The following is an 18176-nucleotide window of genomic DNA, read 5'->3' on the forward strand; positions in this document are numbered from 1 at the left end:
GAGCACCCGGCTCCAAGAGAGGGCGCGTTCGACAGGGGGCGGTCGGACGCGCCCTCTTCTCTGCCCGCCCTCGCCCGCAGACGGCCGCTGAGCCTCTTTCAACGCCCGCTCCCGGGCGCCGCGGACGGGAGCCCGCGTCCGGAAATGTTCCAGGCCACAGAGGCGTCCCTGAGCGTGCTGCCCTTGTTGCGGCCCGCCGAGACGGCGGGGTCACGGCGGGGTCACAAAGTTCAGTGGGCCGTGCCGCGGGACTCCTGCCAGGCCCGGACCCACTCGGCGTAGTCGGTGCACCCGTGCCCCTCGCCGCCGCAGTCCTCGGTGGGCGTCCGGGCGAAGATCACCTTCTTCAGGAAGTCCCCGTCGCCGACCCGGTAGGTGGCGCAGAAGGATGCGCTGAGCCGGTCGCCCTCGCACGCCTGCGGGTTGGCCGGCGCCACCCCGGCCCACTGGGCGACCTGCCGCTGCACGTCCGGGGAGACCGTCCACTTCAGCCACTGGTACATGCAGTTGGGGTGCTCGGCCCGGGCGCCGATCAGCCAGGAGTTGACCCAGCCGGTCACGCCCTCCCGGGGCTCGATGCCGGCCACCGGGCGCCCCGCCCTGCTCAGCACGTCCAGCTGGTAGGAGGAGACCTGGCCGATGACCGCCTCGCCCGCGGCGAACGCGCTGACCGCATCGGCCGGTTCACTCCAGTAGGCCCTGACGTGGGGACGCTGGCGGCGCACCACCTGGGCCGCCGCGTCGAGCTGCTCGGGGGTCAGCGCATAGGGGTCGGTGATGTCCAGCGACTTCTTCTTCGAACGCAGGTACAGCGCGGCCTCGGCCAGCGCCAGCGGCGTGTCCCGCATGATCAGCCTGCCGCTGTACCGCCCGGCCTCCTGCGGGTCGAACAGGTCCGCCCAGCCGCTGGGAGGCGGCTGCACGGCCCGCTGGTCGTACATGAGCAGGTTCGCGCCCCACACATAGGGCACCCCGTAGACCGTCTTATCCCGCCTGAGCAGCGAGCGCAGCCGGGACTCCAGGCGCTTGTAGCCCTCGACCAGGTTCGGGTTCACCGGTGCCGCATGGCCGCCGTCGATCAGCAGCCCGGCGACCTCGGGGGGCGCCGAGACGCCGTCATAGCGCCGGTCGGGGTCGGACATCAGGTCCACCATCTCCTGCACGGTGGACACCTGTTTGAGAGAGACCTTGCAGCTGGTGCGCTCTTCGAAGGGGGTGACCCAGTCGACGTGCTCGGCGCTGCCGCCGCGTTCCGCCAGACCGGGCCAGACCACCAGGTTGAGCGCGCCCTCACCGGGTCCGAGCGTGCGCGCGGCCCGCGCCGTGCCGGGGGGCGCGTTCCGGCCGTCTCGTCCGGCCGCGACCACGATCAGCGCCACCACCAGGAGGACCGCCAGGGCCGCGGCGAGCCGGTGCCGGCCGCTCAGCCCGCGCAGCGCCCGCGACACTCGGTCCACGGGACCAGACTGGCTCATACCTCTCCCACAACCTCCGCCGGGTCCTCCCGGCCGCCGTCGGGTGCTGCGGCGCAGCGTAGCCGGGAGGTGCCCACATCGAGATCGACGGCCTTGCGGCCGGACGAACCGGGGTCATCGTCGCAGCGTACTCGGGAGCCCCGCAGGGCGGCGGCCGGGTCGCGCGGCGGCTCACCGGACGGTGCGCGACCGTCCGATCGTCGGTGGCGGAAGAATTCTTCATCCGGATCGACGGCCCGCCGCCCCGCCGGGCGAGCGTGCACCGCAATACGGACGGCCGTCTTCATAAATAATCTGACCACCAATATGACGCCGATTTAACCGCGCGCACATTACCCGTTTTTCAGGTCCGGCGGCGGGCGAAGGCGCGGGGAAACGCGACCGCCCCGGCGCCGGTCCGCGCCGGCGGCGGGGCGGATCTTTTCGCGTCCCGATGGCGGGGGGCACGGGACGCCCGGGACCGCGCCTTCCCGGGCCGTCGCATTCCCCCGCGCCCCGGGCGCCCGCCGGGGCCTGCGGGGACGGCGGGCGGGAAGGGCTCTGCGCGGCGGGGCTGAAAAGGGCGGGTCAGACGGTGGGGCCGCCCGGCCATGCGGTTGCCGGGATCCGTCCGGCCTGCGGCCCGGCGGCCCGTTCCGGGTATTGGGGTTGCGGGGAAATCCGCAGGTCCTGCCGGGTGTCACGGGCCGGGTGGGAGCGGGGGTCCGGCTGCGGCGCGGGAGCCGGGCGGCGACCGGGGAAGGATGCGGCCGCCCGGTGCTCCTCGATGCGGGCGATGAGTTTTTGCGGGGTGGCCGCCTCGACGAAATCGCCGATGTCCTGATCGCGCGGCGGCAGCGCCCACCACCGGCGGGTGGACAGGCCGAACCAGATGGTCCAGCGCGGATACCGGCGGCTGAGCGCCTCGATCTCGGCCGCATGGTCATCGGCGGGAAGGCTGTTGTCGGCAAGCACCGGGCGGCTCCCTGCATGTGGTTCGCTGAACCGGAACTACGACCTTGACCCGACCCCCCGGTCCCGGTCTTTATTTCCCTTGATTTTAAATTGCGACATCCCGAGTGTGTCGCGGTCCACAGATGAGGTCAACGGGTGTGGCTATTATTTGTCGAGACACATGGCGTTAAAAATTAACGATGGAAACTCACTGACATCAAAAAGTTTCAATCCCCCCACCTGCGCACTCTCACCGTGCGCAGCGATCCGCTCACCGGCGACACATGGCGCACCGCCGGGAGATTTGCACCTTTTGGGGTACTTGCCCGGAAGCCTCGGGAGAGGTCCCGGATTCGCCGGGTAACACGAAGATCCCGCCGGGGTCAGGTCCGGCGGGATCTTCTGTGAGCGGGCGGCCCGGCCGCGGGCCTCAGCCGTTGGTCGGGAACCCCAAGTTGACGCCCCCGTGACTGGGGTCCAGCCAGCGGGCCGTGACCGCCTTGGTGCGGGTGTAGAAGTGCACGCCCTCCATGCCGTGGGCGTGGCTGTCGCCGAACAGCGAGTCCTTCCAGCCGCCGAAGGAGTAGTAGGCCATCGGCACCGGGATCGGCACGTTGATGCCGACCATGCCGACCTCCACCTCGTTCTGGAAGCGCCGCGCCGCACCGCCGTCGTTGGTGAAGATCGCCGTCCCGTTGCCGTAGGGGTTGGCGGCGATCAGCTCCATCGCCTCGTCGTAGGAGCCCACCCGCACCACCGACAGCACCGGCCCGAAGATCTCGTCGGTGTAGGCGTCCATGTCGGGGGTGACGTGGTCCAGCACGGTCGGGCCGAGCCAGAAGCCGCCGGAGTACTCCTCGGCGGTCTCCACGCCGCGCCCGTCGACCACCACCGCGGCGCCCTGGGCGAGGGCGCTCTCGACGTAGGAGGCCACCTTGTCCCGGTGCTCCCGGGTGATCAGCGGCCCCATCTCCGCGGCCGGGTCGTGGCCGGGACCGACCGTCAGGCGGGCCGCCCGCTCGGCGATGCGGGCCACCAGCTCATCGCCCACCGGGTCCACGGCCACCACCACCGAGATCGCCATGCACCGCTCGCCGGCCGAGCCGAACCCGGCCGACACCGCCGCGTCGGCGGCCAGGTCCAGATCGGCGTCGGGCAGCACCACCATGTGGTTCTTGGCGCCGCCGAGGGCCTGCACCCGCTTGCCGGTGCGGGCGGCGCGCTCATAGACGTAGCGGGCGATCGGGGTGGAGCCGACGAAGCTGACCGCCTTGACATCGGAGTGTTCCAGCAGGGCGTCCACCGCGGTCTTGTCGCCGTGCACCACGTTGAACACCCCGTCCGGCAGCCCCGCCTCGGCCCACAGCTCCGCCAGCCACACCGACGCCGACGGGTCTTTTTCCGACGGCTTGAGCACGAAGGTGTTGCCGCAGGCGATGGCCACCGGGAACATCCACATCGGCACCATCGCCGGGAAGTTGAACGGGGTGATGCCCGCCACCACGCCCAGCGGCTGCAGGATCGAATAGGCGTCCACCTTGGTGGAGACGTTCTCCGAGTAGCCGCCCTTGAGCAGGTGCGGGATGCCGCAGGCGAACTCCACCACCTCCAGGCCCCGCGTCACCTCCCCGGCCGCGTCCGAGATCACCTTGCCGTGCTCGGAGCTGATCAGCTCGGCCAGCTCTCGGCGGCGGGCGGCCAGCAGCTCGCGGAAGCGGAACAGCACCGCGGTGCGCTTGGCCAGCGAGGCGTCCCGCCAGGCGGGGAAGGCGGCCTTGGCGGCGGCGACGGCCGCGTCCACCTCCGTGGCCGAGGCGAAGTCGACCTTGCCGGTCAGGCGGCCGGTGGCCGGGTCGTAGATGTCGCCCTGCCGCCCGGCGGGCCCCTCGTGCGGCTTGCCGCCGATCCAGTGGCGGACGTGCTTTTCGGTCACTTGGCGGCCTCGCTCACTGCCTCCAGGGAGTCGATCAGGATGCCCAGCCCTTCCCGGGCGTCCTCCTCGGTGATCGTCAGCGGCGGCGCCATCCGGATGACGTTGCCGTACAGCCCGCCCTTGCCGACCAGCAGGCCGCGCTTGCGGGTCTCCTCCATCACCGCGGCGGCCAGCGGCGGGCTGGGCTCGCCGGTGCCCGGCTCGACCAGCTCGACGGCGAACATCAGCCCCTTGCCGCGCACCGCGCCCACCACCGGCAGCCGCGGCGCGGCCTCCTTCAGGCCGTCCAGCAGCAGCGCCCCCTGACGGGCGGCGTTGCTCTGCAGGTCGTGGTCGAGGATGTAGTCGAGGGTGGCGTTGGCGGCGGCCATGGCGATCGGGTTGCCGCCGAAGGTGGACAGCCCGGTGGCGTGCGGGGCGTCCATCAGGTCGCCGCGGGCCACCACGCCGCCGACCGCGAAACCGTTGCCCAGCCCCTTGGCGAAGGTCATGATGTCGGGCGTCACGCCGTGGTTGTGGATGCCGAAGAAGCTCTGCCCGGTGCGGCCCCAGCCGGTCTGCACCTCGTCGGAGATGAACAGCGCGCCGTATTCGTCCAGGACCTCCTTGTAGGCGGCGTACAGGCCGTCCGGCGGCATGGTGAAGCCGCCCACCCCCTGGATCGGCTCGGCGATCAGCGCCGCCACGTCCCCGCCGGTGGCGGTGGCCAGCACGTGCCGCAGGTCCTCGGTGCAGACCTTGATGAAGTCGGCGTCCGACAGGTGGGCGAACTGCGGCAGGTGCCGGTCGCCGCCGTGCAGGAAGTGCACGGTCAGCGGGGTGTAGGCGTTGTTCTTCCAGCTCCGGTTGGCGGTCACCCCGATGGCGCCGAAGGAGCGGCCGTGGTAGCTCTGCCGCATGGCCAGCACCTGGTTGCTCTTGCGGGCGTAGGTGGCCAGCAGCAGCGCCGTCTCGTTGGCCTCGGTGCCGGAGTTGACGAAGAAGACCTTGGCGTCCTTGATCCCCGACAGGGCGACGATCTTCTCGGCCAGCTCCACCTGGCCGCGCAGCAGGTAGGCGGTGGAGGTGTGCACCACCCCGGTGGCCAGCTGCCGCTCGACGGCCTGGCGCACCTCCTCGACGTCGTAGCCGAGGATGTTGGTGATGATGCCGGCGAAGAAGTCCAGGTAGGTGTTGCCCTCGGCGTCCGTGACGCGGACGCCCTTACCGCTGACGATCTCGATGGGCCGCTCGTAGTAGAGCGCCATCCAGTTCGGCATGACGGCGCGGTGGCGCGCAAGCAGGTCCGACATGCGTCAAGTCTGGACGTCGTTCCACCCGCGTACCAGCGGACATCGTGTCAGTCATGCGCCGCCATACCTGACAAGGTGTCACCCGCGGGGGTCACAGCGCGTTGATGCGGCGGGCGAGGTCGAAGTCCTTGCCGGTCAGACCGCCCGCCGAGTGGGTGGACAAGGTGAGCGTCACGGTGTTCCAGCGGATGGTGATGTCGGGGTGGTGATCGGCGGCCTCGGCCAGCTCGGCGACCCGGTTGACGAAGGCCATGGCCTCGGCGAAATCGGCCAGCCGCACCACCTTGACGATGGCGTCCCCCTGCCGCTCCCAGCCGGGGGTCTGCGCCAGCTCCCCGCTGAGCGACTGTTCGTCGAGCAGGCTCATCGCGTCCTCTCCCCTCCGTCCCCTTCCTTCACCCGGACAACGGTTTTCCCAGGTGGACGGATACGGCACCGATGACGACATATCCTCCCGGTAATGCTTCCCACTCTCGCCGACGTGCTGCACCTGCCGGCGGTCCAGCGCGGCCAGCCGCAGGTGGTGGCGGGCGCCGACCGGCTGGATGCGCGGGTCCGCTGGGTGCACGTCGCCGAGATCGCCGACATCGCCCATCTGCTGCACGGCGGCGAGCTGGTGCTGACCACCGGGATCGCGCTGCCCGAACGCTCCTCCCAGCTGCGCCGGTACGTGGCGGAGCTGGCCGAAGTCGGCATCAGCGGGCTGATGATCGAGCTGGGCCGGCGCTATGTCGGCCGGCTGCCGGCCGCGCTGCTGTCGGCCGCCGAAGAGCACGGGCTGCCGGTGATCATGCTGGCCCGGGAGACCGCCTTCATCGATATCACCGAGTCCGTGCACGCCCGCATCCTGGACGCCCAGCTGGAGGAGCTGCGGGCCTCCGAGCAGCTGCACCAGATCTTCACCCGATTGTCGGTGGAGGGCGCCTCCCCCGAGGAGGTGGTCCGCCAGGTGGCCGCGCTGGCGGGCCGCCCGGTGGTGCTGGAGAACCTCTCCCACCAGGTGCTGGCCGCCGACCCGGCCGGCAGCGACCCGGCCGCCCTGCTGGCGATGTGGGAGACCCGCTCCCGCAGCGTCCGCCCCGCCGAGCGCACCGCCCACGACCCGGCCTCCGGCTGGCTGGTCACCACCGTGGGCGCCCGCGACGAGGACTGGGGACGGCTGATCATCATCGGGGACGGGCCGCCCACCCCCCGCGACATCGTCCTCATCGAACGGGCCGCCACCACGCTGGCGCTGGCCCGGCTGCTGGACCGGCACGCCGAGAGCCTGGAGCGGCAGGCGCACGGCACGATCATCGCCGGCATCCTGGCCCGCTCCTACGCCGACCCGGCCGAGGCGGCCGCCCGGGCCCGCGCGCTCGGCGTGCCGCTGGCCGGGCGCCGCCTGCTGGGCATGGTGCTGTGCCCGCGTCCCGGCCAGGACCCCTCCCCCGAACGGCCCTCGCATGAGCGGATCGCCGAACTGGCCGAGGCCGCCAGCGCGGCCTGCCGGCAGGTCCGGCTGCCGGCCCTGGTGGGCGTGCTGGACGAGAGCACCTCCCCCGCCGGCGGTGCCGGCGCCCGGATCGGGATGCTGGTCTCCCTGCCCGCCCGGGGCGACGCCGAGCGCTCGCTGACCGAGCTGGCCCGCCGGATCCGCGCGCTGTGCGGGCCGGGCCCGGTGCTGGCGGCCGGGTCACTGGTGCAGTCGGTGCGCGATGTGCGCCGCTCCTTCCTGGAGGCCGAGCAGGTCGCCGACGCCGCCCGCCGCGGCTGCGGCGACCGCCTGCTGTACCGGCTGCCGGACCTGCGGCTGCGCGGCCTGCTGCACCTGCTGCGCGACGACGCCCGGGTGCAGACGTTCGTGGAACGCGAGCTGGGCCCCCTGCTGGAGTACGACGCCCAGCGCGGCAGCGACCTGACCGGCATCCTGTCGCTGTACCTGCAGGCCGGCCGCAACAAGGCGGTCGCCGCCCAGCGCGCCCACCTGTCCCGCCCCGCCTTCTATGAGCGGCTGCGCCGCATCGAACGCATCCTGGACGTCGACCTGGACGACGTGGACTCCTGCACCTCCCTGCACGTGGCCCTGCTCGCCCTCGACTCCGTCCGCCGGCCCCCGTCGTGACCTCCGCTTTCAGGTCGTATCGATGGCGGATTGATAGCCTGAGGCGACTGGGACCCAGCACCTCGGCGCAGCCCACGGAGGACGCCTGATGACAGCGGAGCCGATACATCAGCCGCTGCCCGAGCCGTCCCGCGAACGACAGCCTCCTCAGACGGCATGCGAGGTGCCGGAGTGGCTCATGCCCCCGGAGGAGGGCTTCACCGCTGAGGACCTCGATCGCCTGCCACAGTTGCCCCCTCACACAGAACTCATCGATGGCAGCCTCGTCCTCGTGAGCCCTCAAGCCAACTTCCACACGCTGGCCATCTCCCTGCTGGAGAGTGCGCTTCGCCGGTTCGCTCCAAGCGACCTGCGGGTGCGGCGTGAAATGACCGTCACGCTGGGCAAGCGGCAGCGTCCCGAACCGGATGTGCTGGTGGTGCGGGCTGACGCGATCAAAGGGCCGGAACAGACCGATTTCCGTCCCGAGGACGTGGTGCTCGTCGTGGAGGTCGTCTCCCCGGAGTCCGAGCTGCGGGACCGTGAGCGCAAGCCGCAGCTGTACGCCCGGGCCGGCATCCCCCACTTTTGGCGGATCGAGAAAGACCACGAGTGGCCCGTGGTCTACGTCTACGAACTCGACCCCGCGACCGGTGCCTATGTGGCGACCGGCATCCACCACGAGCGGCTCAAGGTGACCGTGCCGTTCGACATCGACATCGACCTGACCGAGATCGACCGGCTCTGACCTGCACTCCGGCCGAAGGGCTCCAAGGCCGGCCGGGCGAGGACCGGTCGGCTTCGCGCCAGGGGCGATCGTAAGGAACGGGCGCGGGCTTTACATGTAGTGAAGAGCTCTTCCCCCTAGCTTGGCGTTTCCTGGGGCAGAACTGTGGCGTGCGCCTGCGCAGTTTTGGGGTCGAGGAGGAACTGCTGCTCTTCGACCCGGAGGGCGGAGCTCCCCGCGCGATGTCCGGGGCCGTCCTGCACCATGCCCGTCTCCAAGGGGAGAAAGTGCACACAAGCCCCTTGACGAAGGGTGGGATGGAAAGCGAGCTCCAACGCGAGCAGTTGGAGATCTGCACCCGGCCCTGCACCACCTTGGACGAGCTGGACCGTCAGGTGCGGCGCCGGCGGCTGGCGGCGGCGCGCGCGGCCGCGGCGGCCGGGGTGCGGATCGCCGCGCTGGCGACCTCGCCGGTGGCGGCGCACCCGACGCTCACCCCCCACGACAGGTACCGGCAGATGGCCGACCAGTACGCCCAGGTCGCCGACGAGCAGCTCATCTGCGGCTGCCATGTGCACGTGGAGGTGTCCTCCCCGGAGGAAGGGGTGGGCGTGCTGGACCGCATCGGGCCGTGGCTGCCGCCGCTGCTGGCGTTGAGCGCCAACTCCCCGTTCTGGCAGGGCCGCGACACCGGCTACGACAGCTGGCGGCGGCAGGTGTGGGCGCGCTGGCCGTCCAGCGGGCCGGCCGAGCCGTTCCGGAGCGCCGACGGCTACCGGCGGGCCGTGCGGGCGCTGATCGAGACCGGGGCGCTGCTGGATGAGGGGATGGTCTACTACGACGCCAGGCTGTCACGGCACTACCCGACCGTGGAGGTGCGCGTCGCCGACGTGTGCATGAGGGCCGACGACACGGTGCTGATCGCCGCGCTCGTCCGCGGGCTGGTGGAGACCGCCGCCCGGGCCCACCGGGAGGGGCGTCCGCCGGTCCCGGTGCGGACCGAGGTGCTGCGGGCGGCGATGTGGCGGGCGGGCCGCTCCGGGCTGAGCGGCGCGCTGGTGCACCCGGTGACCTGGCGGCCCGCTCCCGCCCGGACGGTGCTGCAGGCGCTGGTGGAGTATCTGCGGCCCGCGCTGGAGGACGCCGGGGACCTGGCGGCGGTCCGGGAGCTGCTGCAGGCGCTGGCGCGGCGCGGCAACGGCGCATGCCTGCAGCGCACCGCCTATGCCCGCACCGGCTGCATCAGCGGGGTCATCGCCGATGCGATGGACCGGACGGTGAGCTGACCCCGCCGCCTCGGCCGAGACGGCGGGGCGGCGGATCTTCCGCCTCCGGCGGCGGAGTACCTTCTTCGGAATGGACCTTGGATTGACAGGACGCCGCGCCGCCGTGGCCGCCGCCACCAGCGGCCTCGGCCTGGCGACGGCCCGGGCGCTGGCCGCCGAGGGCGTGCGGGTGGCGATCTGCGGACGCGACCGCGACCGGCTGGAGAAGGCCGTCGCCTCGCTGGGGGACGGCGCCCACGGAATCGTGGCCGACGTCGGCACGCCCGAGGGCGCCGCCGATTTCGTCCACCGGGCCCAGGAGGCGCTCGGCGGGGTGGACATCCTGGTCACCAACGCCGGCGGTCCTCCGCCCGGTGACTTCGCCTCCACCGACGTGGACGCCTATGCGCAGGCGCTGAACCTCAACCTGATGTCCGTGGTCGCCATGTGCAAGGCCGCCGTCCCGCCGATGCGGGAACGCCGCTGGGGCCGGGTGCTGGCGATCACCTCGATCACGGTGCGCCAGCCGGCCCCCAACCTGATCTTGTCCAACACCGCCCGTGCCGGGGCCACCGGCTTCCTCAAGACGCTGGCGCTGGAGGTCGCCGCCGACGGCGTCACGGTCAACTCCCTGCAGCCGGGCCTGCACGCCACCGACCGCCTGCGCGCCCTGTACGGCGGCGACCTGTCCAAGGCCGCCGCGCAGGTCCCGATGGGCGAGGTCGGCGACGCCGACGACTTCGGCGCCGTCGCCGCCTTCCTGTGTTCGGAGCACGCCCGTTTCATCACCGGCGCCGCCATCCCCGTGGACGGGGGCGCCTATCCGGCCCTGCTGTGACCGTCCGCCCGTCACCCGGACCCACCCGAGATGAGACACACAAACAGCGACGGGTGCAATAGCGGCCGGCAACTCACCATGCCGGCAATGCCACTCTCCTAAAGCGGCCGCGGCGAGCGAGAGGCTCTGCCGCGGCCGCCGGATCACTGAAGGTTTTCTCGATAAGAAGGAGCAAGCTTCCGCGTCGCACAGCCCCCAGCCAAAGGCGATGCGCTCGTCAGTCCCCGGCGGTCCTTCTCGTGCCCGGTGAGGACGGCATTGGTCCTGCACACTGTCCAGGTCGCCGTCCCGTTCCCGCCCTCACCAGGGTTTTGCTCCGTCTCCAGGCTGTTGCCATCCCCCGGCGGCACCGGCTCGGTGAGAACCTCACTGTGCGGTCACCGGCTTCACGAGTGACCCGGCCGTTGCAAAGCCTCTTCCTGCAGGTCGCCTTCGCCAGCCGTAGGCGGGTGCGCCGGAGCCGGGAGCGACGCGTGCCCTGGGGCGTCCCGGCACCGGGCGCCACCGGGGCTTCTGTGTCCGGCATCCAAGGTCATGAGTTGAAAAAGATTCGTGAGGCCTTCCCAGAGATCGACGTCCCCAGATAGCGGCAACGCATCAGGCCCGGAGCGAAAGTGCAGGCGAGGGCGTGGGACGTCCTCGAGCGGGGAGGGATCGTCGGCTCGCGTTCGGGCGCAGGGAGAAGCCTGCCGGGCCGGCCGCATGAGCGGCCCCGGCAGGAGGCCTCACGATGGGAGGTGGGCTCCTCCTGAGAAAACCGCGGTGACGCGACGTCGGAGGCGCCGGGGGCGGTCGCGGCGAGCAGGGGGTCCCCGCCGCGACCGCCGGTCCGGGGAGGGGGTGCGGCCTGGGGGTCAGGCGGCGGTGGGGGTGGGGCGGCGCCAGGGGAGGTAGCCGGAGACGGGGCGGATGGCGGCGGGGGCGCCGGTGGGCTCGACGGCCAGGATGCGGTCGAAGCGGAAGGCGCGTACGCCGCGGCGCAGGCGGCACCAGCCGACGACGTGCCAGTGTTCGCGGTGGACCAGGCAGGTGACCGGTTCGACCTCCCGGATGGTGACGTTGGCGTTGGCGTCGGCGTAGCACAGCCGGATCACCCGGCGCTCGGTGATGGCCTCGGCGATCACCCGGGCGCGGTCGGCGACGGTCTCGGCCAGCGGGGAGGTCAGGGTGGTGAGGGTGTCGGCGATGACGGGGTCGGCGGGGGCGAGGTCGGCGGTCAGGTGACGCAGAGCGCGGCGGGCGGCGGCCGCCTGCGGGCCGCTGCCCAGGTGGGCGAGCGAGAGCGCCAGCGCGGCGATCTCGGCCGGGGGGAGGTCGCCGGAGCGGGCTGTGGTGCGCTGCTTCTCCATGATTCGATTATATGTTCGAATACCGACAGCGACCTGGGCCGACGGCGCAACGTTAGGGGTTTCTATCAGGTCAGTCACCTGCCCGACAGGTGCGGGTTTCGTAGGTTATCGTCGCGATCATTATCGTGTGGTCAGCCGTCCGCTTCCCCGCGACAGGTCGCCTGACGAGGAGCCCAAGGAGCCCGATGACCGTCGTCCTGGTGCTGTTGTGCGTGGTCGTGGGGATCCTGGAGCTGTATGCCGGCAAGCAGAGCAAAGACCAGGCCAGGGCGTTCACCCAGCGCATCGAGGAGCTGCGCGAGCAGGTCAGCAAGCAGAACGGGGTGCTGGTGACGGTCGGCGAGCAGCTGACCGCCGAGCTGTCGCGGGTCAAACGGGACGTGCTGCCCGGCCTGGACGACCGGCTGCGCCGCAACAGCGGCCAGATCGAGGAGCTGGGCCGGCTGCTGCGGCAGGCCGACGACTACATCAAGGCGCAGGCGAGCCGGCTGCAGGAGCTGGAGCAGCAGCGGGTCACCCTGGCGGCGCTGCGCCGCAAGCTCACCGACATCGAGTCCACCGTCCGCACGGTCGCCCCGCAGGCCGAGCCGGCCGCCGGCCGGCGGCTGGAGAGCGCGCTGGGCAGGCTGGCCGAGCTGGAGCGCAACGGCACCGAGATCCTGCAGCTGCAGCGCGACCTGACCCGCACCCTGGAGGACGTGGAGGACGTCGTCAGCGAGCTGCTGCGCTATGCGGGGGGCGAGCTGGAGGAGGCGGTCCGCTCATCGCTGCGCGGCGAGCGGGGCGAAGGGGAGCCTCCGCTGGTCTCCGGCCGGCTGTGGACCCGCGACCCGCGGCTGCAGGACGTCCTGGAGGAGGTCTACGGGCACTGCCTGGAGCAGATCGGGCTGCAGGTCCGGCTGCGCACCGGGGAAGGCGATGCCGATGGGCCGCGGCGCCACCGCTTCTTCCTGACCGGACGGCCCGCAGAAAGCCTGGCCGGCGCCTTCACCGAGCTGCTGATCACCACCGGCAACGACCTGAGCCGGGCCGCGCTGCTGCCCACCGACGTGCGGGTCGCCGGGGCGCCGCACCCGGCCGAGCGCCCGGTGCCGCCCGATGAGGCGGCGTTGAAGGCGCTGCTGCGGGCCATGTACGACAGCGACGGCGCCACCGCCCAGATCGGCCCGCTGCTGGCCGTGCGCACCCGCCAAGAACTGCTGTGCGCGGTGCTGACCCCCGCCCAGCTGCTGGAACTGGAAAACGACGAGGTGCTGTGGGACCCGTCGGCCGCCGCGCTGCGGCTGCGGCAGATGGCCGCCCATCAGGTATGGGAGCTGACGGACTGGGCCAGCCAGCTGCCGAGCGCGTAGGTGTGCACGCTCGCGCCCGGCCCGGATGCGGCGGGGCGCCCGGCCTCGAACCGGATCGCCAGCGGGCAGCGGGCCGCACCGGTGGCGCGGTCCACCTCCGCGCACAACCCGACTCCGGCGGCGCGGTCGAGCAGCACCGCCCCCTCCATCGAGCGCACCGCCCGCATCGCCGCCGGCAGCGTCCTGCCGGCGGCGGGATCGTAGAGTTCCTGAAAGATCAGCCGGCGGCCGTAGCGCACCAGCGCGGCGGCGTCCACCACCCGGCTGCCGACCGCCGCCGACGGCCCGGCGATGACGATGCCGAAGCTCTGGTCCTCCCGGCCGCGCACATAGATCTCCCGGTCCGGCTGCAGGCCCCGCCTCCGCCTGCGCAATCGCAGCTGCAGCCCGAACCCCGTCCCGCCGTCGAGGTAGACCGGCGGGGTGAGCGCGGTGCGGCCTCCGACCACCTGCATCGCCTCCGGAGAGACCCGCCATTCGGGCAGGAAGAGGCCGACGCCGCGCACCAGCAGCCGCCAGACGGGGCGGGCCGTCACATCCACCTCGGGCAGGAACTCCCCCTGGGGGCCGCGCAGGCCCGCCTGAAAGGACCCCGGCTGCCGGTCCCCCGCCGGCGCCGGAACGTTGGCGGCCACCATGCCGCCATCCTGCGGTGCGCAGGGCCCGGCCGACAAGTGCACAAGGCGGTACATCCCGTCCCGGTCGGCACACCGTGTCGGCAAGGGCGATGCGGCCCCGCCCTTCGCTCAGTTACCGTTAGATGACCGATCTTGACGAGGGCGCCTCATGAACGTTCAGGACATGATGGTCTTCCGCGACACCAGGGCGCGGACTGTCGACAAGTACCTGATGGCTCATGAGGGCCATGTCATCGCGGTGCGGCGGCATCCGGCGGTGCTGCTGCAGGCGGCGGCCGAGACGGTGGGCGGGCTGCTGCTGTCGGCGCTGGTGCACGCCTTCACCGGGCTGGCGCTGCTGTGGCTGCCCTGGCTGGTGCTGCTGGGCCGGCTGGTGTGGAAGGTGATCGCCTGGTCGCTGGAGTTCTTCCTGGTCACCGAGCACCGGGTGATGCTGATCAGCGGGGTGCTCAATCGCAAGGTCGCGATGATGCCGATGGCCAAGGTGGAGGACATCAAGCTGGACCGCACCCCGATGGGCCGGCTGCTGGGGTACGGGGAGTTCATCATCGAGTCGGCCGGTGACAAGCAGGCCCTGCGCAACGTGACCTACATGCCCTACCCGGAGCAGCTCTACCTGGAGATCTCCTCGATGATCTTCGGGGCGGTGGACGAGTCCCCCGACTGATCTCCCCGCACCCCCTGCCGCGCCGGGCTCAGGGCGTGGCGGTCCACTCCAGCGGGAGCGTGTCGAGGCCGAGGACGAGGCTGGCGTGCTCGGTGGGCTGGGCGCCGTCGGGGACCCGGTAGACGGGGATGCGGCGGTGCCACTCCTCCAACGCGATGCGCAGCTCCAGGCGGGCCAGGTGCGAGCCGAGGCAGCGGTGCGGGCCGGCGCCGAAGGCGATGTGCCGGTTGGGCTCGCGGTCGAAGTCCACCACGTCCGGGTCGGGGAACACCCGCGGGTCGCGGTTGGCCATCATCAGCGGCAGCATCACCATGTCGCCGGCCTTCATGGGGCAGCCGTGCCGTTCGACGTCGGCGGTCAGCTTGCGGGCCGGCAGCACCAGCGAGTAGGCGCGCAGCAGCTCCTCCACCGCGTTGGGGATGATCTGCGGCTCGTTGACGATGCGCGCCCGGTCGGCGTCATGGCGGGCCAGGTGCCAGAAGCTGTAGGACAGCTGGGCGGTGACGGTGTCCAGCCCGGCCAGGAACATCAGCACGCACAGCTGGAGCAGCTCGGCGTCGGTGACCGGACGGCCGTCGATCTCAAAACCGATCGCCGTGCTGATCAGGTCGTCGCGGGGTTCGGCGCGGCGCTGGGCGATCAGCTCGGTGAACAGGCCCACCACCTTGCCCATGGCCTCGGCCCGTCCCTCGCCGGAGGGCGGCGGGTGCAAGATGGCGTACTCCCACTCCAGGAACTCCTCCAGGCGTTCGATGGGCAGCCCCATGAACTCCAGGAAGACCGTGGTCGGGAAGCGCCGGGCGAAGTCGGCCACGAAATCGCAGGAGCCCCGGGCGGCCAGGCCCTCCACCAGCTCCACGCACTGGCGGCGGATGGACTCCTCCATGGCGGCGGCGCGGGCCGGGGTGAACATCGGGCGCAGCAGCCTGCGCCAGGTGGTGTGCTCGGGCGGATCCAGCATGATCGGGATCCACTTGGCCGCCGGGTTGGGGTCGATCACCGAGATCGCGCTGCTGGAGTGCCGCTCGACGTCCTGGTAGGCGGCCACGATGTCGGCGTGGCGGGTCAGCGCCCAAAAGCCGTTGCGGGCCTCGGTGCGGAAGGCCGGGCACTGTTCGCGCAGCTCGTCCAGCATCCGGTGGGTGGTGCCCGCAGGACGCGGCTCGGCGAAGGGATCGAAGTCGATCCGGGGGTAGTTCATGCCTCTCCTTTTCGGGCGACTCCGCACAGGAAGAAGGCGGGCAGCCGCTCCGGCTGTCCGCCGAGCGGGACCGGGGCGGGCCCTTGGGGCGCGGTCTCGAGTTCCGGATGCCAGTCGGGCAGTTCCACCAGGCCGGGTTCCACCGGCTCCAGGTCGCCGAACAGGGCCATCAGGCGGTCGCGGTCGCGGAAGGTCATGGAGGTGTTGACGCGGGCGTCGTCGTAGACCTGCCGGCCCTGGCGGGCCGCCTCCAGGTGGCCGGAGCTTTCGGGGGGCAAGGTGATGTGCGAGATCGCCACGTGGCTGCCGGGCGCCAGGGCCTGGTAGAACCGCCCGACCGCCTTGAGGAGCGCATCGTCGTCGGCCACGCAGTGCAGCACGGCGATGAACAGCAGCCCCACCGGCCGGTCGAGGTCGATCAGGCCGGTCAGCTCCGGGGCGGACAGCACCGCCTCGGGGTCGAGCAGGTCGCCCTCCACCACGACGGTCTGCTCGTCGGTGGCCAGCAGCGCCCGGGCGTGGGCGAGCACGACCGGGTCGTTGTCGACGTAGGCGACCTTGGCGTCCGCCCGGGCGGCCTGGGCGACCTGGTGGACGTTGCCCTGGGTGGGCAGCCCGCAGCCGATGTCGATGAACTGGTCGATGCCGGCGTGCGCGGCCATGTAACGGACCGCCCGGCGCAGGAACGCCCGGTTGGCCCGGGCCACCGCGGGGGTCTGCGGGGCCGCCGCGATGACCTTTTCGGCCGCTTCGCGGTCGGCGGGGTAGTTCTCCTTGCCTCCCAGGTAGTAGTCGTACATGCGGGCGACGTTGGGCCTGGTGATGTCGACCCCGGCGGGCGGTGTCAGCGATGCCAACCGATCTCCCTCGACTCCAGCGCCTTCCTTACGGATCTGCACTGAAGATCGTAGGAATTTAACCGACCATCCGCGACGTTTTTCACGCCACACCCCCAAATGCCCCTTTTTCGGAGGGCTCAAAAACCGGCGATGACCGCTGTCAAATACCGGCGTCAGGAGTCGAAACCCATGCCGATCCGGTCCAGGGCGCGCAGCCACAGGTCGCGGCGGCCCCCGTTGCGGTCGGCCCGGGCCAAAGAGCGGCGGGTCAGCTGGATGCCCGCATAACGCAGCGGCTCGGGCGGGAAGGGGATCGGCTTGCTGCGCACCATCTGCAGCGCGGTCCGCTCGGTCCGCTCCCCCGCCAGCAGGTCGAGCATGACGGCGGCGCCGAAGCGGGTGGCGCCCACCCCGAGGCCGGTATAACCGACGGCATAGGCGAGCCGCCCCCGGTGGGCGGTGCCGAAGAACGCACAGAACCTGCTGCAGGTGTCGATGACCCCGGCCCAGGCGTGCGTGAAACGCACCCCCTCCAGCTGGGGGAAGGTCTGGAAGAAATGCCGGGCGAGCTTGGCGTGGGTGGCCGGGCGGCGTTCGAGTTCGGCGCGCAGCCCGTTGCCGTAGTGGTAGATGGCGTCGTAGCCGCCCCACACGATCCGGTTGTCGGCGGTCAGCCGGTAGTAGTGGAACTGGTTGGCGCTGTCGGCCAGCCCCTGGCGGTTGCGCCAGCCGATGGAGGCCATCTGGGCGTCGGTGAGCGGCTCGGTGATGAGCACATAGTCGTACACCGGGACCAGGTAGTGCCGCAGGCGCCGCAGCAGCGGCGGGAAGACGCCCGTTCCCAGCGCGACCCGCGCCGCCGACACCAGGCCGTAGGGGGTGCCCAGCCGCAGCCGGCCCGCCCGGTCGGTCAGGGAGCGGACGGGAGTGTGCTCATAGATGCGCACGCCCAGGGAGCGGCAGGCCGCGGCCAGGCCCCAGGCGAGCTTGGCCGGGTGCACCAGCGCGGTGCCGGTCCTGTTCCACACCCCGCCGACATAGGTGGGCGAGTTCACCTCGGCGCGCAGCCGCTCGGCGTCCAGGACGGTGACGTCGTGGCCCATGCGGCGGGCGGTCTCGGCGTCCTCGACGAGCCCGTCGAGCTGCCAGGGCTCGGTGGCCACGGCCAGCTCGCCGGTGCGCTCGAACTCGGCGTCGATGCCGTAGCGGGTCAGGGTCTGCTCGATGCCGTCGAGGTTCTCCCGGCCGAGACGTTCGAGGACGGCCAGCTCGTCCGGCCACCGCCGCAGGCCGTTGCCGATGCCGTGGGTGAGGCTGGCCGAGCAGAACCCGCCGTTGCGCCCGGAGGCCGCGCCGCCCACCCGGTCGGCCTCCAGGACGACCACCTCCAGCGCCGGGTCGCGTTCCTTGGCCAGCAGCGCGGTCCACAGCCCGGTGTAGCCGCCGCCGACCACCGCCAGGTCGCAGCGCACCGGGCCGACCAGGGCGGGGGCGGGCTCGGGCCGGGCGGGGTCGGCGGTCCAGTACGGCGTCGGCTCGGCCTCGGCCAGCGCCTTCAGCACGTTCACGACGGCCTCCCCACCC

The 18176-nt window shown here is 71.8% G+C and carries 16 protein-coding genes; 6 read left to right on the forward strand and 10 right to left on the reverse strand.

The window, feature by feature from the left end:
• Positions 1-230: 230 nt before the first annotated feature.
• The 5 genes from TCUR_RS16630 to TCUR_RS16650 form a co-directional block, all read right to left on the reverse strand.
• The gene (locus TCUR_RS16630; RefSeq protein ID WP_245536883.1) at positions 231-1457 is read right to left on the reverse strand and encodes an ABC transporter substrate-binding protein; all 1227 of its coding nucleotides are present in this window, start codon (positions 1455-1457) and stop codon (positions 231-233) included.
• 585 nt (positions 1458-2042) lie between these two features.
• Positions 2043-2429, reverse strand: a complete 387-nt coding sequence (locus TCUR_RS26050) for a hypothetical protein (protein ID WP_012853700.1) — start codon at positions 2427-2429, stop codon at positions 2043-2045.
• Between the two features lie 409 nt (positions 2430-2838).
• Positions 2839-4341, reverse strand: a complete 1503-nt coding sequence (locus TCUR_RS16640) for a CoA-acylating methylmalonate-semialdehyde dehydrogenase (RefSeq protein WP_012853701.1) — start codon at positions 4339-4341, stop codon at positions 2839-2841.
• The gene (locus tag TCUR_RS16645; RefSeq protein WP_012853702.1) at positions 4338-5633 is read right to left on the reverse strand and encodes an aspartate aminotransferase family protein; all 1296 of its coding nucleotides are present in this window, start codon (positions 5631-5633) and stop codon (positions 4338-4340) included. The genes TCUR_RS16640 and TCUR_RS16645 overlap by 4 nt, the downstream gene beginning before the upstream one ends.
• Before the next feature lie 91 nt (positions 5634-5724).
• A complete protein-coding gene (locus TCUR_RS16650) occupies positions 5725-6000 on the reverse strand; it encodes a 4a-hydroxytetrahydrobiopterin dehydratase (RefSeq protein ID WP_012853703.1) in 276 nt (91 codons plus the stop codon).
• Positions 6001-6093: 93 nt separating this feature from the next.
• On the opposite strand from TCUR_RS16650, the gene TCUR_RS16655 reads away from it, so the two are divergent.
• The 4 genes from TCUR_RS16655 (at position 6094) to TCUR_RS16670 (ending at position 10546) form a co-directional block, all read left to right on the forward strand.
• Entirely contained in the window at positions 6094-7737 is a 1644-nt protein-coding gene (locus tag TCUR_RS16655; RefSeq protein ID WP_012853704.1) for a PucR family transcriptional regulator, read from the forward strand.
• A 178-nt stretch (positions 7738-7915) separates the two neighbouring features.
• Positions 7916-8464: a Uma2 family endonuclease gene (locus TCUR_RS16660; RefSeq protein WP_041439915.1), complete on the forward strand. Its 549-nt coding sequence runs from the start codon at positions 7916-7918 to the stop codon at positions 8462-8464.
• 149 nt (positions 8465-8613) lie between these two features.
• Positions 8614-9729, forward strand: a complete 1116-nt coding sequence (locus TCUR_RS16665) for a carboxylate-amine ligase (protein ID WP_012853706.1) — start codon at positions 8614-8616, stop codon at positions 9727-9729.
• A 70-nt stretch (positions 9730-9799) separates the two neighbouring features.
• Positions 9800-10546, forward strand: coding sequence for an SDR family oxidoreductase (locus tag TCUR_RS16670; protein ID WP_012853707.1), 747 nt, complete (start codon positions 9800-9802; stop codon positions 10544-10546).
• An 854-nt stretch (positions 10547-11400) separates the two neighbouring features.
• On the opposite strand, the gene TCUR_RS28380 is transcribed toward TCUR_RS16670, so the two are convergent.
• Positions 11401-11895: a helix-turn-helix transcriptional regulator gene (locus tag TCUR_RS28380; RefSeq protein WP_012853708.1), complete on the reverse strand. Its 495-nt coding sequence runs from the start codon at positions 11893-11895 to the stop codon at positions 11401-11403.
• A 185-nt stretch (positions 11896-12080) separates the two neighbouring features.
• On the opposite strand from TCUR_RS28380, the gene TCUR_RS16680 reads away from it, so the two are divergent.
• Positions 12081-13247 (forward strand): coiled-coil domain-containing protein, encoded by a 1167-nt coding sequence (locus TCUR_RS16680; RefSeq protein WP_012853709.1) that lies wholly within the window; start codon positions 12081-12083, stop codon positions 13245-13247.
• Here the strand turns inward: TCUR_RS16680 and TCUR_RS16685 are convergent.
• The gene (locus tag TCUR_RS16685; RefSeq protein WP_012853710.1) at positions 13199-13885 is read right to left on the reverse strand and encodes a hypothetical protein; all 687 of its coding nucleotides are present in this window, start codon (positions 13883-13885) and stop codon (positions 13199-13201) included. The genes TCUR_RS16680 and TCUR_RS16685 overlap by 49 nt on opposite strands.
• Positions 13886-14033: 148 nt before the next feature.
• Here TCUR_RS16685 and TCUR_RS16690 point away from each other — a divergent pair, with 148 nt between their 5' ends.
• Positions 14034-14552: a PH domain-containing protein gene (locus TCUR_RS16690; protein WP_012853711.1), complete on the forward strand. Its 519-nt coding sequence runs from the start codon at positions 14034-14036 to the stop codon at positions 14550-14552.
• Positions 14553-14580: 28 nt separating this feature from the next.
• On the opposite strand, the gene TCUR_RS16695 is transcribed toward TCUR_RS16690, so the two are convergent.
• The 3 genes from TCUR_RS16695 to TCUR_RS16705 all read right to left on the reverse strand — a co-directional run bounded on the left by TCUR_RS16695 (position 14581) and on the right by TCUR_RS16705 (position 18160).
• Positions 14581-15753: a cytochrome P450 gene (locus tag TCUR_RS16695; RefSeq protein WP_012853712.1), complete on the reverse strand. Its 1173-nt coding sequence runs from the start codon at positions 15751-15753 to the stop codon at positions 14581-14583.
• Positions 15750-16610 (reverse strand): SAM-dependent methyltransferase, encoded by an 861-nt coding sequence (locus tag TCUR_RS16700; RefSeq protein WP_012853713.1) that lies wholly within the window; start codon positions 16608-16610, stop codon positions 15750-15752. Before TCUR_RS16700 ends, TCUR_RS16695 begins: the two co-directional genes overlap by 4 nt.
• 155 nt (positions 16611-16765) lie before the next feature.
• Positions 16766-18160, reverse strand: a complete 1395-nt coding sequence (locus TCUR_RS16705) for an NAD(P)/FAD-dependent oxidoreductase (protein WP_012853714.1) — start codon at positions 18158-18160, stop codon at positions 16766-16768.
• Positions 18161-18176 lie beyond the last annotated feature (16 nt).

Source organism: Thermomonospora curvata DSM 43183, from assembly GCF_000024385.1.
GTDB lineage: Bacteria > Actinomycetota > Actinomycetes > Streptosporangiales > Streptosporangiaceae > Thermomonospora > Thermomonospora curvata.

Bases quoted from the DNA above. Each gene is read 5' to 3' on its own strand.
- TCUR_RS28380 (WP_012853708.1), bottom strand. From the start codon at position 11,895: ATGGAGAAGCAGCGCACCACAGCCCGCTCCGGCGACCTCCCCCCGGCC.
- TCUR_RS16690 (WP_012853711.1), top strand. From the start codon at position 14,034: ATGAACGTTCAGGACATGATGGTCTTCCGCGACACCAGGGCGCGGACT.
- TCUR_RS16680 (WP_012853709.1), top strand. From the start codon at position 12,081: ATGACCGTCGTCCTGGTGCTGTTGTGCGTGGTCGTGGGGATCCTGGAG.
- TCUR_RS16650 (WP_012853703.1), bottom strand. From the start codon at position 6,000: ATGAGCCTGCTCGACGAACAGTCGCTCAGCGGGGAGCTGGCGCAGACC.
- TCUR_RS16660 (WP_041439915.1), top strand. From the start codon at position 7,916: ATGCCCCCGGAGGAGGGCTTCACCGCTGAGGACCTCGATCGCCTGCCA.
- TCUR_RS16655 (WP_012853704.1), top strand. From the start codon at position 6,094: ATGCTTCCCACTCTCGCCGACGTGCTGCACCTGCCGGCGGTCCAGCGC.
- TCUR_RS16685 (WP_012853710.1), bottom strand. From the start codon at position 13,885: ATGGTGGCCGCCAACGTTCCGGCGCCGGCGGGGGACCGGCAGCCGGGG.
- TCUR_RS16670 (WP_012853707.1), top strand. From the start codon at position 9,800: ATGGACCTTGGATTGACAGGACGCCGCGCCGCCGTGGCCGCCGCCACC.
- TCUR_RS16645 (WP_012853702.1), bottom strand. From the start codon at position 5,633: ATGTCGGACCTGCTTGCGCGCCACCGCGCCGTCATGCCGAACTGGATG.
- TCUR_RS16695 (WP_012853712.1), bottom strand. From the start codon at position 15,753: ATGAACTACCCCCGGATCGACTTCGATCCCTTCGCCGAGCCGCGTCCT.